The sequence below is a fragment of the Pedobacter miscanthi genome (assembly GCF_003315595.1).
Lineage (GTDB): Bacteria > Bacteroidota > Bacteroidia > Sphingobacteriales > Sphingobacteriaceae > Pedobacter > Pedobacter miscanthi.
This window is the reverse complement of the sequence record NZ_QNQU01000007.1, coordinates 127557-143692: the sequence shown is the minus strand read 5'-3', so window position 1 is coordinate 143692 and position 16136 is coordinate 127557. Positions and strand designations below refer to the sequence as shown.

Annotated in this window: 9 protein-coding genes; all 9 read left to right on the top strand. The window is 40.4% G+C overall.

Annotated features, from left to right (window positions below):
* Nucleotides 1–6: 6 nt before the first annotated feature.
* The 9 genes from DRW42_RS09870 (at nt 7) to DRW42_RS09825 (ending at nt 16040) form a co-directional block, all read left to right on the top strand.
* Nucleotides 7–786: a DUF4843 domain-containing protein gene (locus tag DRW42_RS09870; RefSeq protein WP_113948658.1), complete on the top strand. Its 780-nt coding sequence runs from the start codon at nt 7–9 to the stop codon at nt 784–786.
* Nucleotides 787–879: 93 nt separating this feature from the next.
* The gene (locus DRW42_RS09865; protein WP_113948657.1) at nt 880–2373 is read left to right on the top strand and encodes a PKD-like family lipoprotein; all 1494 of its coding nucleotides are present in this window, start codon (nt 880–882) and stop codon (nt 2371–2373) included.
* A gap of 251 nt (nt 2374–2624) precedes the next feature.
* Complete coding sequence (locus DRW42_RS09855) at nt 2625–5171, top strand: zinc-dependent metalloprotease (RefSeq protein ID WP_113948655.1); 2547 nt, start codon at nt 2625–2627, stop codon at nt 5169–5171.
* 377 nt (nt 5172–5548) lie between these two features.
* Nucleotides 5549–6628, top strand: coding sequence for a LacI family DNA-binding transcriptional regulator (locus DRW42_RS09850; RefSeq protein ID WP_113948654.1), 1080 nt, complete (start codon nt 5549–5551; stop codon nt 6626–6628).
* Between the two features lie 194 nt (nt 6629–6822).
* Nucleotides 6823–8886 carry a polysaccharide lyase family 8 super-sandwich domain-containing protein gene (locus tag DRW42_RS09845; protein ID WP_158544311.1) on the top strand — a complete coding sequence of 688 codons (2064 nt, stop codon included), beginning with the start codon at nt 6823–6825 and terminating at the stop codon, nt 8884–8886.
* Between the two features lie 417 nt (nt 8887–9303).
* On the top strand, nt 9304–10176 hold the full coding sequence (locus DRW42_RS09840; RefSeq protein WP_113948652.1) for an ROK family protein: 873 nt from the start codon (nt 9304–9306) through the stop codon (nt 10174–10176).
* A 302-nt stretch (nt 10177–10478) separates the two neighbouring features.
* Nucleotides 10479–11639, top strand: coding sequence for a glycoside hydrolase family 99 protein (locus DRW42_RS09835; RefSeq protein WP_208643535.1), 1161 nt, complete (start codon nt 10479–10481; stop codon nt 11637–11639).
* Between the two features lie 58 nt (nt 11640–11697).
* Nucleotides 11698–13974 (top strand): GH92 family glycosyl hydrolase, encoded by a 2277-nt coding sequence (locus DRW42_RS09830; RefSeq protein WP_113948650.1) that lies wholly within the window; start codon nt 11698–11700, stop codon nt 13972–13974.
* Entirely contained in the window at nt 13974–16040 is a 2067-nt protein-coding gene (locus DRW42_RS09825) for a right-handed parallel beta-helix repeat-containing protein (RefSeq protein ID WP_113948649.1), read from the top strand. The genes DRW42_RS09830 and DRW42_RS09825 overlap by 1 nt, the downstream gene beginning before the upstream one ends.
* Nucleotides 16041–16136: the final 96 nt, after the last annotated feature.

Genomic DNA, 16136 nt, shown 5'->3' with positions numbered 1-16136 from the left:
GAACTAATGAAAACTAACAGATTAATATATTTTATACTGGTTTGTATCTCGCTAGCGGTATTGGCTGGCTGTTCTAAAGCAGAGCTATTGGTTTATACCGATATTGACCGGCTACAGATGACTGATACGGCCACGATAAATTCAACTTTTGTTTATGAGCCGGCTTCAACAATAAAAGATACCGTCTACATCCAGGTAAATACAATAGGGAAAACTGCAAACTTTGATCGGGAGGTTAAACTGGTACAGAGAACGGAAGCTGGTGAACCTAATCCCGCTGTCCCGGGGGTACATTATCTGGCAATGGACGATGCCTCCTTAAAATCTTCTATGATAGTAAAGGCAAATGCAGTAAAAGCAATGATCCCGGTGGTGCTGCTGCGGGATCCGAGCCTGAAAGCCAATAGTTACCGTTTACGTCTGGAATTGGTTGCAAATGCTCAGTTCGGACTTGGAGAAGTTCAAAGTAGATCTGTCGCCATACGATTTTCCGACAGATTGGAACGGTTTTATTCCTGGAGGGTTGATGGGTCGCAGGCAGGCGCTTTCGTTGCATTTGGAAAATATAGCATACGTAAACACCAGTTTATGATAGATGTATTGCAGGAGCGCATTGACGATGCTTGGTATCAGAAAGCAGCAAGCATTTCGGCCACTCTTAATTACAAGAATCTGCTAAAGCAGGCCTTGGTCACCTATAATAATGACCCTGCAAATATAGCAAGTGGTAAAGCACCAATGAGGGAAACAGATACACCCGGAAGTCCCCTGGTTACCTTCCCATAATTGCTGATAGGACAAAAAAATAATCTCTATTAATGATTGACTATCGACGGTTAATGATAGCCTCATTGCATTAAACAAATAAAAGATAGAAAGATGAAAAAATTATATATGCTAGTACTAGGCCTGCTCCTCCTGTTTAGTTACTCTTGTGTCAAAAATAAAGGTAATGACTTTAAGCCTGATTTGCCTTTACCTGTTATCAAAGGATATGAAACCTCATACAAGGTATTTACCTATCGTGATATATTAAAGATAAGCCCCACTGTAGAAAACGAAGAGCAGTACAGTTATTACTGGACTGTATTTTCAGGCAATTTTAATGTACAATCCGGAACTGTTCCCAAGGGTGATACGATATCAAGGACAAAAAACCTGGATTATAACGTGCAGTTAAATCCTGGCCAGTACACGCTGGTATTCAACTTAAAGAATAAACAAACTTCAGTGACCCAATTGATCACCAGCTCGCTTACCGTATCTACCTTAACAATGACCGGATGGTATCTGCTCAAAGATGACGGCGCGGAAACTGATTTCGACTTTATCTATTCGGGAGGTAGGATTGACAACTGGATCTCCAATTTCAATGGAAGTAGTCTGAAAGGCAAGGCCATAAAGTCGATTTTTGCAGGATCATTTAAAAAAGGCCTGACTTCTTCTGATCTTTATAGTGTGCTAGCTGTAGTATCTGATCAGGACGCCGCAATTTTCAGAATAGATAACGGAAAGAAGGTAATGGGATTTGAAGATATGTTTTTTACCAAGCCGACAGTCAAGAAGCCTCAGAATATCTTCCAGCCTACCGCCACCAACCTGCTGCACATTATTAATGACGGCAAAATATATGCTATGAACAAGGGTTCATTATTTGCCAATCTTCCCGCATCCTCTTATCTTTTGTCCCCAATAGGGGCCGTAGGTGCTTGTACAATTGCTTTTGATGAAAACTCAAAATCAGTCATCACCATCGACAATACAGATTATAAAACATTGGCAAACTCCGGTCCGGCTATAGGTACAGCGTTAAAGAATATGAACGCAGAGCCTATATGGATGGCTGGTTATGCAGGCTTTAGAAGCATTGCGCTGGTTCTGTTTAGAAAGGCAAATGGCGATGGATATCTGGCAAGGCTGAATGCAACTTATAATCCTTTGGCGGGATCAACATCTACTAGTACACCAGCGTTAATACAAGATTCAAAACCAGTTCCCGTAACACATGGTTTAATGAATGCGGATGTGATTGGCGGAAACCACGATTCCGACTATATCTATTATGCAAAAGGAAATAAGGTATACATGACCGATGTGGCCTCTCTTCCTGAAAATTTACAGCTTACCCTGCCTGATGGCGAAAATGTCACCAGTATACAGCACATCAAATACCCGCAACCTGCAGCAAATGTTACTTATTCTGTGGATTGCCTGGCAATTGCTACTTATAAAAATGGAGACTACAAGGTATATCTTCATAAGATCAGTTCCATAGGAACCATACAGGCCCTCTCCCAGGCAAATTTCACCGGACACGGCCGCGTGAACTGCGTGAATTACATAGAGAATGGAAATGGAAATCGGACGTATTGACCGCTGCTATCCTTTTTGGCTTTAAAAGATCAAAAATGAAATCAAAGAGAAACATTCCCCTGTTGGTATGGATGCTAACAGGGACTGTTTTTTGCGCAAGCCGGCCGGGGTATTTGCTTTACGGAATCAAAGTAGAACTTAAAGTTGCACCCGCTAAAATAACTGTTAAAACAATGACTGGCCTTCCCATACCTGTTCCAAACCTTTTAATTTCTAAAATAAGCAAATTCTTAATTTAAAGTAAACACACAATGTTAAAATTCAAAATTGTTATTTTGGCTTTTTTAGGGCTTCCTTTTGCCTCAATTGCGCAAAGGACCTCATCAAAGCCTGTAATATCCACCATAGTTGCTCCTGTTCAGCAGGTTAAAAAGGAGGACAGCCTTGGTGCGGTAAAACCCTATAAACAGGTTATTACCGAAAAGACGAAAACCACCTCAGGCATGTTTAAAGTCCACCAGATAGGACAGCGCTACTATTTTGAAATCCCCGATAGTATACTTAACCGGGATCTCCTTGTTGTAAACAGAATTTCAAAATCAGCAGCAGGCCCAAGACCACAAATGATCGGCTATGCGGGTGATGAGATCGCCGAGAACGTAATCAACTTCGCAAAAGGACCTAATGAGCGCATCTTTTTAAAGCTCATTTCCTTTAATGAGCGATCGGCAGATACTACTGGCAACGGTATGTACAGATCGGTGATCAATTCCAACTTACGGCCGATTGTCGCCAGCTTTGCCGTCAAAGCTTTTGGTGGGGATTCATCAGGAGTGAAAACATCAGTTATTGATGTAACAGATTATTTAAATACCGAGAATGAAATCTTTTATTTTAACGTGGGGATAAAAACGCTGCTTGGTGTTGGCGCCCTTCAACCGGATAAATCTTATATTACTTCTGTAAATGCCTATCCGCTAAATGTTGAAGTACGTACGGTAAGAACCTACAGCAGAGGCGCTATAGCAGGTCAGCCGCAACTTTCCACACTTCCGGTAACTTATGAACTCAACAGTTCAATAGTAATGTTGCCAAAGGTGCCGATGAAAGCACGTTTTGCAGATGGTAGGGTAGGATATTTTGGTCAGGGCTATATAGATTTCGATGCTGATCCACAAGGGGTGAAACAATCGGTAATGATGGTGCGCTGGAGATTGGAACCAAAAAATGAAGACATAGAAAAATATAAACAGGGTGAACTCGTTGAGCCTAAAAAGCCTATTGTTTATTATATCGATCCGGCAACACCCAAAAAATGGGTGCCTTACCTGATCGCCGGGGTAAATGACTGGCAAAAAGCTTTTGAGCGTGCAGGCTTTAAAAATGCAATCATTGCCCTGCCTGCCCCGACGGGTGACTCCACCTGGAACATGGATGATGCAAGACATAACGTAATTGTTTATAAACCTTCCTCAATTGCCAATGCCAGCGGACCGAATGTTCATGATCCGCGAAGCGGGGAAATTATTGAAAGCCATATCAACTGGTACCATAACATCATGCAGCTGGTCAGGAACTGGTATATGGTCCAGGCTGGAGCAACTGATCCCAAAGCCCGTAAAATGAAATTTGACGATCAACTAATGGGACAATTGATCCGTTTTGTTTCTTCCCATGAAGTTGGCCATACATTGGGATTGTTGCATAATTTTGGCGCCAGCTCTACCGTGCCGGTTGAGAAATTAAGGAACAAGGTATGGGTAGAAGCAAATGGACATACACCTTCTATAATGGATTATGCACGCTTTAATTATGTTGCACAACCAGAAGATAATATTGGTGAAAAAGGGCTCTTTCCCCGTATTGGTGATTATGATAAATGGGCAATACAATTTGGTTACCAGTGGATGCCGCAGTTTAAAACTGCTGAAGAAGAGGGTGTATTTCTTAATAAGCAGATTATTGACAGCCTGGGCAAAAACAAACGGTTATATTTTGGAAATGAACAGGAGTATACAGATCCGCGTTCTCAAAGCGAGGATCTTGGAGACAACGCAATGTTGGCCAGTACTTATGGCATTAAAAACCTGAAGAGAATAATTCCACAACTTAGAACCTGGACAGCAGAACCTGGTGAAGGTTATGGTAACTTAAAAGCAATATATCAGGAGGTATTTAAACAGTTTCAGACTTATTTGGGGCATGTAACCAGAAATATAGGGGGGATATATGTAACGCCAAAAAGCATAGAACAGGAAGGTCCTGTTTTTGAGAACGTTTCTTATTCGAAGCAAAAGGAGGCAATGCGGTTCCTTACGGATAATGTATTTATCACGCCAAACTGGATACTGGATCAGGATATTATGTCGCGTACCGGGACAAATGGGGTGATGTGGATAAATGTTTTTCAAAGCCAGGTATTAAACAGGTTGCAGGGATCTGATATACTTGGAAAGTTGCTAGTTGCTGAAACAAACAAAACATGGAAAAATTACACCGCCAGTGAATTCCTATCGGATTTAAAAGCAGGTGTATGGGGAGAACTATTTACTCACCAACCCATAGACATCTATCGTCGAAACCTCCAGAAAACCTACATTTTAAATGCTTTGAAAGCCTTCGTGGCCACAACAGAAATTGTGGTAACCGCACAAGGCAGTGGTCCGCTGGCTTACGCAAACCCAGACCCGACCAGGACCGATGTTTCCAGTATGGTCAGGGCCCACCTAATAGAACTGAAGAAAGATATTCTTAAAGCTATTCCACTATCCAAGGGGATAACAAAAGCGCATTTGCAGGATATTTTGGTACGCATAAATAACGGGATAGCGGGTAAAGATAGTTTACCTGGCAAATAACCGAGTTAACATGCGCTTTTATTGGATTTATTCGCGAATATATATTCTCAAACAAGCGATCGCAATAAAAAAAGATAAAAAATAATTGAAGTTTTAGTTAGTTAAGAACATTGGCCGGATGGATGTCCGGCCTTGTTTTACCTGTTGGATGCCAAAAGGATGTTTCTATAATTAGCTTTAATACTTCTTATGAGGCTAAAAAAAGTCTTTTTTTAAAATATTTAGTTTTAACCTTTTTTTAAGCATTTTTTAATGACTCACATTATGTTTGTTCTATTGTTGACCAAATAGGACTTGTGCTGAAATATTATTATTAGAGCTGATGGAAATCATAGCGTCAACCACCTTTATGTAAAGGTTTAAATATTTTAATCCCAATGACCAGAAGAATATCAATTAAAGACATTGCTGATAAGCTTAATATCTCCATAACAACTGTTTCATTTGTGATCAACGGGAAGGCCACAGAAAAGCATATCAGTCAGAAAGTAACAGATAAAATCCTCAAACTGGTTGATGAGGTTGGATATCGCCCAAATTCATTCGCCAAAGGCCTTAGGACAGGAAAATCAAGTACGATTGGCTTTTTGGTAGACAACATAGCCGATCCTTTTTTTTCTACGATTGCCCACTTTCTGGAGGAAAAAGCAACATTGTATGGTTATAAGATTTTATTCTGCAGCACCGGAAAAGAAAAAAATAAGTTTTCTGAACTTATGAATGTATTTATGCAACGGCAGGTTGACGGTTATATTATTGCCACTGCAGTAGGCTTGGAGGACGAAGTCAGGTTACTTGCTGCATCAGGGGTTCCTTTGGTGCTCTTCGATCGTTATCTCCACGATATCCCTGCGGACTACATCCTTGTGGATAATTTTGCAAGTACCTTCAGGGCGACAGAACATTTAATAAATAATGGGTATCGCAGATGCGCGTTTATAGGGGCCGAAACAAAAGAACAACAGATGATAGACCGTATTGAGGGTTACCGCCAAGCTATTACAGATCACGGCCTGGACGAATTTATCTTAAAACTGAACTATGTTAAACCTGGGAGCACGGTGGCTGCGATTCAAGATTTTTTGAGCAGTTCAGATAATATTGATGCTGTAGTGTTCGGCGCAAACTATATTACTTTGGAAGGGCTCCGGGCACTTAAAGGTGCCACTGAAAGGGTCAGAGGAGATCTTGCACTGATTTCATTTGATGATTTTGAACTGCTCGAGCTTATTTCACCAACTATAACCGCTATCGAACAACCTTCGGAAGCAATAGCCCAGCAAATTATGGAACTTCTCATGACAAGATTGACGCAGAAAAATGATAAAAAGATATTTTCAACCTTAAATATTCCGTGTATTTTTAAGCAGAGAGCTTCAAGTCTACCAAAACAAATGTCTGATGGGGATACTAACAATACATTAGCCCATTCCGAGACCAACTCATTGAATCCTTAAATATATTTATCTAAATGAAGATGCTGCTTAAGAACATTACACCAAATGAATCTGCTTTAAAAATATCATATTTGTGGGACAGGCGTGCCAGTTTCCAAAAAATAAATGAAGCGGTTATGGTTTTTTATCATAAACTCAAAACATCCCTTCGATTGTTAGCAATCAATTATTCAACTCTTATAATGCCACTCAAAATGAAGAACTGTTTATTTTTTCTCTTGTTTATTTTTGTTCAATTTTCTTTTGCCCAAGAAAAAAAGGAACCTAACAAAAATGAGATCACCATTCTACGCAATAAATGTAGAGATTTTTTACGCTCTGAGACTACTTATGGCACTGAGCAGAGCTATATCCTCACAGACGATGTCATTTTTAAGACAGATGCTAAAGGATATTTTGAAAACCTATCCCAGGATGGCAGCTGGAGCGACATAGATTATAAATCACAGATGCGCGGCGCATGGAGGCCATCTTGGCACCTTTATCGGACTATGTTACTTTACCGGGCATATCATAAAAATAAGAATCCAAAGTATCTTTCTGCAGTACACAATGCCATTGCATTCTGGATAAAAAATGATTTCAAATGCGAAAACTGGTGGCAGAACAATATCAATACACCGTTTGCATACACCAGTTTGATGCTAATGTTGGACACAGACGCCTTGTTAGAGGAATTGACATTTTTAGACAAAGTAATTATTGGCCGTATACCCGTTTATAAAGCCACCGGTCAGAACCTGATCTGGCAACTTGATAATGAGGCCAGGGTTGCCCTGATCAAAAATGACATTGAGGTATTTGCCCAGGTGATGAAAAAGATGCAGGAAGTAATTTCAATATCGGCTAAAGAAGGTATCCAACCTGATTATTCGTTCCAACAGCATGGTCCTATGCTTCAGTTTGGTAATTACGGCATGCACTTTACAAATAGTTTATTATTCTGGATGACCATAACTTCCAGTTCTTCTGTTGCTTTTGCCAAGAATAAGCAACAGATTATTTTCGATTATGTATCTAAAGGCTTAAGATGGAGTATTTATAAAAAACGTATGGATATTACCGCTATAGGCAGACAGCTTAGGGAAAATAGTGGATTAAAGAGAGGAGATAACCTAAATGTGAATTCTAAAATGATCCGCTCATTCGACAAAGGCGATGGATGTAGATATATGATCAGTGGTTATCCTGAGAGAGCGCTTAAAGATTGTAAACTTACAGGTATCAATAGTTTTTGGAGGAGCGGATATCTTGTTTCCAGAAATCAGGATAATTATATGATCAGTGTAAAAACGCATTCCCCATTAGTGAGCAGGATTGAATCTATCAATACGGAAAACTTAAAAGGCCCGTTTTTAAATGACGGGGTCACACTCATACAAAGGAGTGGAAAGGAATACAGCAATATTGAACCTTTATGGAACTGGTCAATGCTGCCCGGCACAACAGGTGACTTAACCACTGACCCTAAAGGAAAGGTTGCTGTTTCATCAGCAAACAAAGGGCTTTTTACCGGACAGGTAAGTAACGGAAATATAGCGTTGAGCACTCTTGATTACGATAGGGCAGGTATAAAAGCACACAAAAGCTACTTTTTTTTTAATGGGTTAATGATTGCCTTGGGCGCTGATATTAACGCGCCGAACAGGGAAAACTTAATAACCACTGTTGACCAGAAACTTTATGATCTGGACAAACCTTTACTCAAAGGCAAAAACAAAGAGGAAGTAAGCTGGATGTGGCAGGACAGCGTAGCTTATTTCTTTCCCGATAGAGAAACCGATCTTATAATTAAAACTGAAAAACGTGATGGCAACTGGAACCTGGTAGATGAAGCATCAGGAAATAAGCCAGTATCTGGAAACATGCTAACGGCTTATATTTCTCATAAAAGCTCAACAAGTTACAGCTATATTATTAAGCCTGCATTGAGTCTTGTGGAAACTAAATCAGTCAAGGTAGGGGATTTGGTGAAAAATATTATCAACACCGAAGCGACCCAAGCAATAATGACAGATAATCTTTTAATAGCTGCTTTCTTTAAAGCTGGTTCTGTTAACATTCTTCCAGCAGTTGCCTTTAGTACCGATCAATCCTGTATAGTGATCATTAAAAAAGAACAAGGGAAATACCACCTCTGGATAGCGGATCCGACAAGAAAAATGGAAAATATAAATATTATGCTAGGTGGGATCAACAAAAACATTATTTTGCCAAAAGGTGACTTATCTGGTTCCACAATCGAGGTCGTGCTCTAATAAGTTTTACTCAAAATTCAATGTTTCATCCAAGCCCCAAGATTGTCTGACATTTTTGGGGCAATTCTCATGTCTTTTTAACTTTTTTTAATACTTATGCCAGCTTATTTGGCGTTAGCGCAACTCAAGAGAGCATCGACAGTATCATAATATACTTTATCGATCATATCTGATCTGTCCAATTTTTTGAAGGTACATTTTGATCCCATCTGTAATTTCGTTAAATCAAAGGAAACTGAGTTTAAATGGTTGTGTGGGTGTTATTGGTGCTATTCGATAACCCCAACCACTACTTTAATTTCTTGGGTGATAAAAATATTCGAAAATTGAAAAATTATTTCGTGCATTAATTCTTTTTTAAGCTTTTTTTAAGCCTTTGGAATAAGTTTGGGCTGTATAATTAACCAAATAGATTCAATGTATAGCAATAAGATTGTATTGAGTGCAGATGTAGGGGGCTCTCATATTACCTCCGCAATAATTGACCTTGAAAGGAAAACTGAAGTAGATGGAACCTGGTCAAGGACCAAACTCAATTCGGCTGGATCTCCCACCGAAATCATCGATACCTGGGCAAAAAACCTAGAAAATTCATGCCTTGAATATGACCTGAAAGCATTGAAGATCAATATAGCAATGCCTGGCCCTATGGATTATGAAAAGGGTATCTGCAAAATCAAAGATCAAGGAAAGTATGGGGCGCTTTATGGCTTGAATATAAAAGATATGCTCGCAGATCGATTAAATATTCCCGGGTCTATGATCAATTTTATAAATGATGCGGCGTGCTTTTTAAAGGGAGAGGTTTTTAGTGGGAGCCTGGATGGATATGAGCGGGCTATTGGGCTGACCCTTGGTACTGGACTTGGTACCTCACACATTGAAAATGGCAAAGCAGATGACTCAGCACTCTGGTGTATGTCTTTTTTAGAGGGTATCGCAGAAGACTATATTTCAACCAGATGGTTTGTTAACAGATTTTCAGAACTAAGCGGATCGAGGATTAAAGATGTTAAAGATTTAGTGGATAACCATTTACAGTCCCCTTATTTTGATACGATATTTGCAGAGTTCAGTTTAAATCTGGCTAAATTTTTAAATCAGTTTATTGATAAAAAAATGCCTTTGGCAATTGTCTTAGGCGGCAATATTGCAAATGCGGATGCTTACTTTTTAGAAGATACATGTAAACACCTCAGAGATATCCTAGGATATACATTGCCTGTGAGAAAATCTTCTCTAGGCGAAAAGGCGGCATTGCTGGGAGCAGGTTCAACAATTTTGTCATAAATATATATCCACAGATGTACTGGATATTTACTCAATACGCTCCTGTTAGCATGGAAAGAGTATGGTTTTGCTAGATATCCAATAAGACCACAGAAAGCTCACAAGTGTAGTTATGGCCTATTTTGACAAGTAAGTACTTGGCGGGCGATTTTAACTTAGCCTATTAAACTAAAAAATCATTTATGAATTCGAAAAAATTATTATACATATCCACATATATACTGCTCTTTATCCCACTCTACGGGAATTCACAGTCGAAACATAGTAAGCTAACCCAATATCCCTCTTATAAAGGCCTTGTAATGGCTGGCTATCAGGGCTGGTTCAGGGCTGAAGGAGATGGTACAAAGTCAAAACGGTACGCCTATGGTGATGAAAACCGTAGCGGTATTGATATGTGGCCAGATGTAAGCGAATATCAAAAAACATATAATACACCCTGGAAATTAAGTAACGGGCAGGCCGCTAAATTTTTCAGTTCCAATGATAAAAGTACAATTGATCTTCACTTCAAATGGATGAAGGAATATGGGGTGGACGGTGTATTTATGCAGCGGTTTTTTAATAATGCCAAAAATAGAAATCAAGACTCTTCTAATATTCTCAGAAATGCGTTTGAAGCCGCTTCAAAATATGATAGGGCAATTGGTATCATGTATGATCTTTCAGGTCTGAACGCTACAGGTGAAGACTGCTCGGTTTTAATTGAGGATTGGAAATATCTGGTCGATCAACTTGAGGTCACAAATCAGACAGGAAAGAAAACTTATATCCATCATAACGGCAAACCGTTGGTAACGATCTGGGGTATTGGGTTTCCTGATAGACCTTACAACATGCGCAATATCGGACTGGATAAATTTATTGATTTTCTTAAAAATGATCCTATATATGGGAATTGCGCTGTTATGTTAGGTGTTCCCATGGCTTGGCGTACCTTAAATGCGGATTGCATTAGTGATCCGTATTTACATGAACTCATCAAGAAGAGCGATATCGTTTTGCCCTGGTCAGTACAGCGTTATTCTCCATTGTTGCACAATGACATGGACAGGTTACGTGATAATACCATTGCAGATATAAAATGGTGCCGTGATCACCATATCGATTATGTTCCTTGCGTTTACCCTGGTTTCAGTTGGCATAATCTGAGTAAGTACGAGTTTCCAGAGGATGTTAAACCGATAGGGTCAATTCCAAGGCAAGGAGGACGCTTTTATTGGCAGCAGATAAGTACTGTTGTCAATGCAGGTGCTACGATGTTATATGTAGCAATGTTTGATGAAGTAAACGAAGCAACCGCAATATTTAAAACCACCGATAACCCTCCGGTAAGCACAGTTACTTCTTTTATTACCATGGATGGGAAACCCTCAGATCATTATTTATGGTTAACGGGAGAAGCTGCCAGAATGCTTAGAAATGAGAAACCGCTAAGCCTTAAAATGCCTGTGAGAAAGTAGCATTTCCGGGCAAAACTATCTTCATTTATTAAAATATAATAATAACCTCAGCCACCACATGTTTAATTTCAATTCGCAATATATTGTTCGTACAATATTTTTTCTACTGATTATGCTCGGTTTTAATAATGCCCGGGCCCAAAAGAAATCCTACGAAGGAGCCGGTAATTTAAAATATGTAGATCCCCTGATCGGTAATGTTGGACAACTCTTGCAACCCACCCGTCCAACTGTTCAGCTTCCGAATCAGATGATCAGGATGTTTCCACAAAGAGCAGACTTTATAGATGACCAAATTTCGAGCTTCCCGCTAAATATCGTTTCACATAGGTTGGGCCAGGTATTTTCGGTTAAACCGGCCGCTAAGGCTTTAACTGAAGAAAGCTGGAAAAAGAAGATGACTTATGATCATGATCTGGAAATTAACCGTCCGTGGTATTATTCTACTTATCTGGTTGATCAGGAGGTAAAAATAAGCTATACCGTAGGGAAAAAAACCGGGATATATAAGTTCGAATTCCCTGTTGGTAGTCCTAAAGCACTTTTGTTTGATGTCTATAACGAAGGGGAAAGTTCCTATAAGTTTATATCCGATAAGGAAATAACAGGCGTAGAAACTTATCATGGAAATATCAAGGTATATATGTACGGTGCTTTTACAAGTGGGGCAGCTGTTGGTGTTTTAAAGGATGGAAAGCTTTCCAATGGGCGTAAAATTGATGGGAATAAAGTAAAGGCGTGGATACAGTATCCCCAGAATGTACACCAGGTTGAATTTAAGTATGCTATTTCCTATATCAGTGAGGTGCAGGCAAAGAAGAACTTTGACAATGAAATAAAAAATGTAGGCTTCGATCAACAGGTAAAAACGGGTGAAAATGCCTGGGCTGCAGTAATCAATCAGATTCATGCTACTGGTGGAACTCTCAGTCAAAAACGGTCTTTCTATACAGCGCTTTACCGATGCTACGAGCGAATGGTTGATATCACCGAAGATGGTCAGTATTATAGTGGATTTGACAGTAAGGTTCATCAGACTACACGCCCGTTTTATGTGGATGATTGGGCCTGGGATACTTATCTGGCACATCACCCACTCCGTGTGATTCTTAATCCTAAGCAGGAAGAAGATATGCTAAACTCCTATGTTAACATGTATGAACAGAGTGGTTGGATGCCAACCTTTCCGGTGCTTTTTGGAGATCATGCCTGCATGAACGGTTTTCATTCCACAATAAGCTTTTTAGATGCACACCGCAAGGGACTGAAAAATTTTGACCTTGAAAAAGCGTATGAAGGGATGGTAAAAAATGCAACCCAGGCTACCATGATCCCATGGCGAAACGGACCCAAGACTGAATTGGATGAAATATATCACAACAAGGGATATTTTCCTGCGTTACAAATTGGTGAAAAAGAATATGTACCGACTGTTGACAAATTTGAAAAACGCCAAGCAGTAGCAGTTACCCTTGGCCATAGTTATGATGACTGGGCATTGGGGCAGCTTGCAAAAGACTTGGGGAAAGCGGACGACTACAGGAAATTTAATTTGCGGGGCAGCAATTATAAAAACTTGTGGGACAATAAATCCCAGATGTTCATGCCTAAAGATAGTAAAGGAAATTGGGTAAATATTGATCCGAAGTTTGACGGGGGAATGGGAGGAAGAGAATATTATGACGAAAACAATGGCTGGACTTATTTATGGCAGGTGCAACAGGATGTAAATGGCCTGGTTGGTCTATTTGGTGGCAAAAAGGTTTTTGAAGAAAAACTTGATCAACTTTTCAGAGAGCCACTTGGAAGGAGTAAGTATGCTTTTCAGGGTACCTTTCCGGATGCCACTGGTCTGGTTGGTGAGTTTTCCATGGGTAATGAACCAAGTTTTCATATACCTTATTTGTACAATTACACAAATGCTCCCTGGAAAACCCAAAAACGTATACGCTTTTTGCTGGACTTATGGTTTAAAGATAGTGTATTCGGCATTCCAGGGGATGAAGACGGGGGAGGCATGACCGCTTTTGTAGTATTTTCTTCCATGGGATTTTATCCCTTGAGTCCCGGTACTCCTGTATATACTATAGGAAGCCCGGTATTTGAAGATGTTAAAATTGACCTCTCAAATGGTAAAACCTTTCAACTTGTAGCCAACAATAGTTCTGTGGTAAACAAATATATCCAGAGTGCAAAGCTTAATGGGGAAGTGCTGAATACGCCGTGGTTTACACATGAACAGCTAGTCAATGGTGGTAAGCTGGAATTAGAAATGGGACCTTTTCCCAATAAAACTTGGGGATTGGGACAGACTGGTAATCAGGAGACGAAATAATGAAAGTATATATTTTAAAATGTTGGCTTGCGCTATGTGGGCTCGGGCTTGTTGGGAGTATCGGCAGCTATGCACAGTCGGGCCAAAAAACGCAAAGAAAGTTTGTCCATCCGGGTATGTTACAGAACAGCCAGGATCTGGACTATATGCGGCAGAACATTATTTCAGGCAAGCAGCCATGGAAGAATGCTTTCGACACGCTTAAAAAGAATAGCCACCTAGACTTTAAACCTGAACCGGTAGCGCATGTCTCTGTTGGTCCGTATGGGGCAAACAGTGTTGGGGGCCGGGAGTTTTCAAAGAGTGCTTTAATGGCATATAATTTTGCATTACTTTGGCAGATTACCAGAGAGCGGGTTTATGCAGATCGGGCAATCCGGATAATAAATGCATGGTCAGGTGTGCTCTGGGATTTTGACGATAATAACGCGAAATTAAATGTCGGCCTAAGCGGGCCTTATTTTCTGAATGCCGCCGAACTGCTAAAATATTCTGATGCTGGTTGGAAAAAAGAAGATCAGGATGCCTTCAGACGAATGGTGCTTGCTGTCTTTTATCCAACCATAAAAGACTTTTTTACCGAAGCAAACGGTAACTGGGACGCATCAATTATCAATACATTACTTTGCATCGGGATATTCACTGATAATACAGAAATATTTGACAGTGCAGTACACCGTTATCGCCTTGGACCCGGCAATTCAGGCATTACAAAGTATATTTATCCCAGCGGCCAGATACAAGAGACTACCCGCGACTGGGGACATGTACAGCTTGGCATTGGAGAGTTCGCAAAAGCAGCACAGGTCGCCTGGACCCAGGGGGTTGACTTTTATGCTACAGCATCAAACAGGTTAGCGCTTGGATTTGAATATACTTCCAGGTTTATGACCGGGGATGAAAGCATACCTGTTTACGGTGTCCTCTCGAGACGGGCACTGGATAAGTTCAGTGATATTTATGAATCGGTAGTTGATCATTATACAATTGAAAAAGGCCTTGATCTGCCTTACACCAGCAGGCTTATCCGAGAACATACCCGTAATTCATCTTCTATTGGGGTATTGAGCGGACTTAGGTACCATTCGCAAAATAAACCGGCTAAGAAGTACCCAGAGTTAATTCGTCACATACCGGCTGTGACCGGTTTAGTTGGTGCATCTGACAAGCTTGGGATAAAACCACCGTCGGACGCGATTATTTTATCACCCGGCGACGCTATACAGCCGGCCCTTGATGCAGCCTCAAGAACGGGAAAATGGGTCGTCCTTACAAAAGGTGTCCATACATTGAAAAAGGCACTCTCACTTCCCAGTAATGTAACCTTGGCAGGTCAGGGCAAGGAATCTGTTCTGATACTGGCAGCAGAGGTTAGGGGAGCGACTATTATCAATGCGGAGCTGAATATGAGCGATATATCGATCCGGGATCTTTTAATAGAGGGAGCGGTAAACCCTGTAGCTAACAACGATCCTAATGCAGATCGGAGATTGCGCTCTTACATGAGTGCGCCAAGCCGGGAAGGTATATTATTCTCGGGAGAAAAAGAAGGTCAAATCCATAATGTTCAATTAGAAAACCTCACCGTGCAGAATTTTACAAAAAACGGTGTTTCTATACGTGGTGCAAAAAAGGTAATCATCAATAACTGTGATTTTAGTGATAATGGTGCAAGTGTTGTGCCCGGTGCCGGATTTCATCATAATCTGCATCTTAATCACAGCTCAGCTATTCTGGTGAAAAACAGCCGATTTGATACCTCACCGTGGGGAAATGGGATTGATATATCTTTTTGCCGCGAGGTGCAGCTATCTGATAACGAAGCCGCACGTAACAACCGTTCTGGTATCCGGTTCATGGAAAGTAATATGGTCAACATTACCGGAAACCTTTTGGAAGGTAACGACGGTTATGGCATTTTTCCAGATAACCTGACAGGTAGTTCATTTCATGCCGATCTTATAAATAATTACCTGGATTATAATGGGAAAAACGGCATCAAGATAGTTGGGTCGAAAAATCTGGTTACACAAAAGGGGAATGTGTTCGTGGGGAATGGGTTTTAACATTTTACAGCGCTAATAAAAGGCTTAATGAACCATCTTTGATGCAGGAAACAGGTTTTTTATCTGATTAGCTAGCCCGTAACAAATAGGTAATTG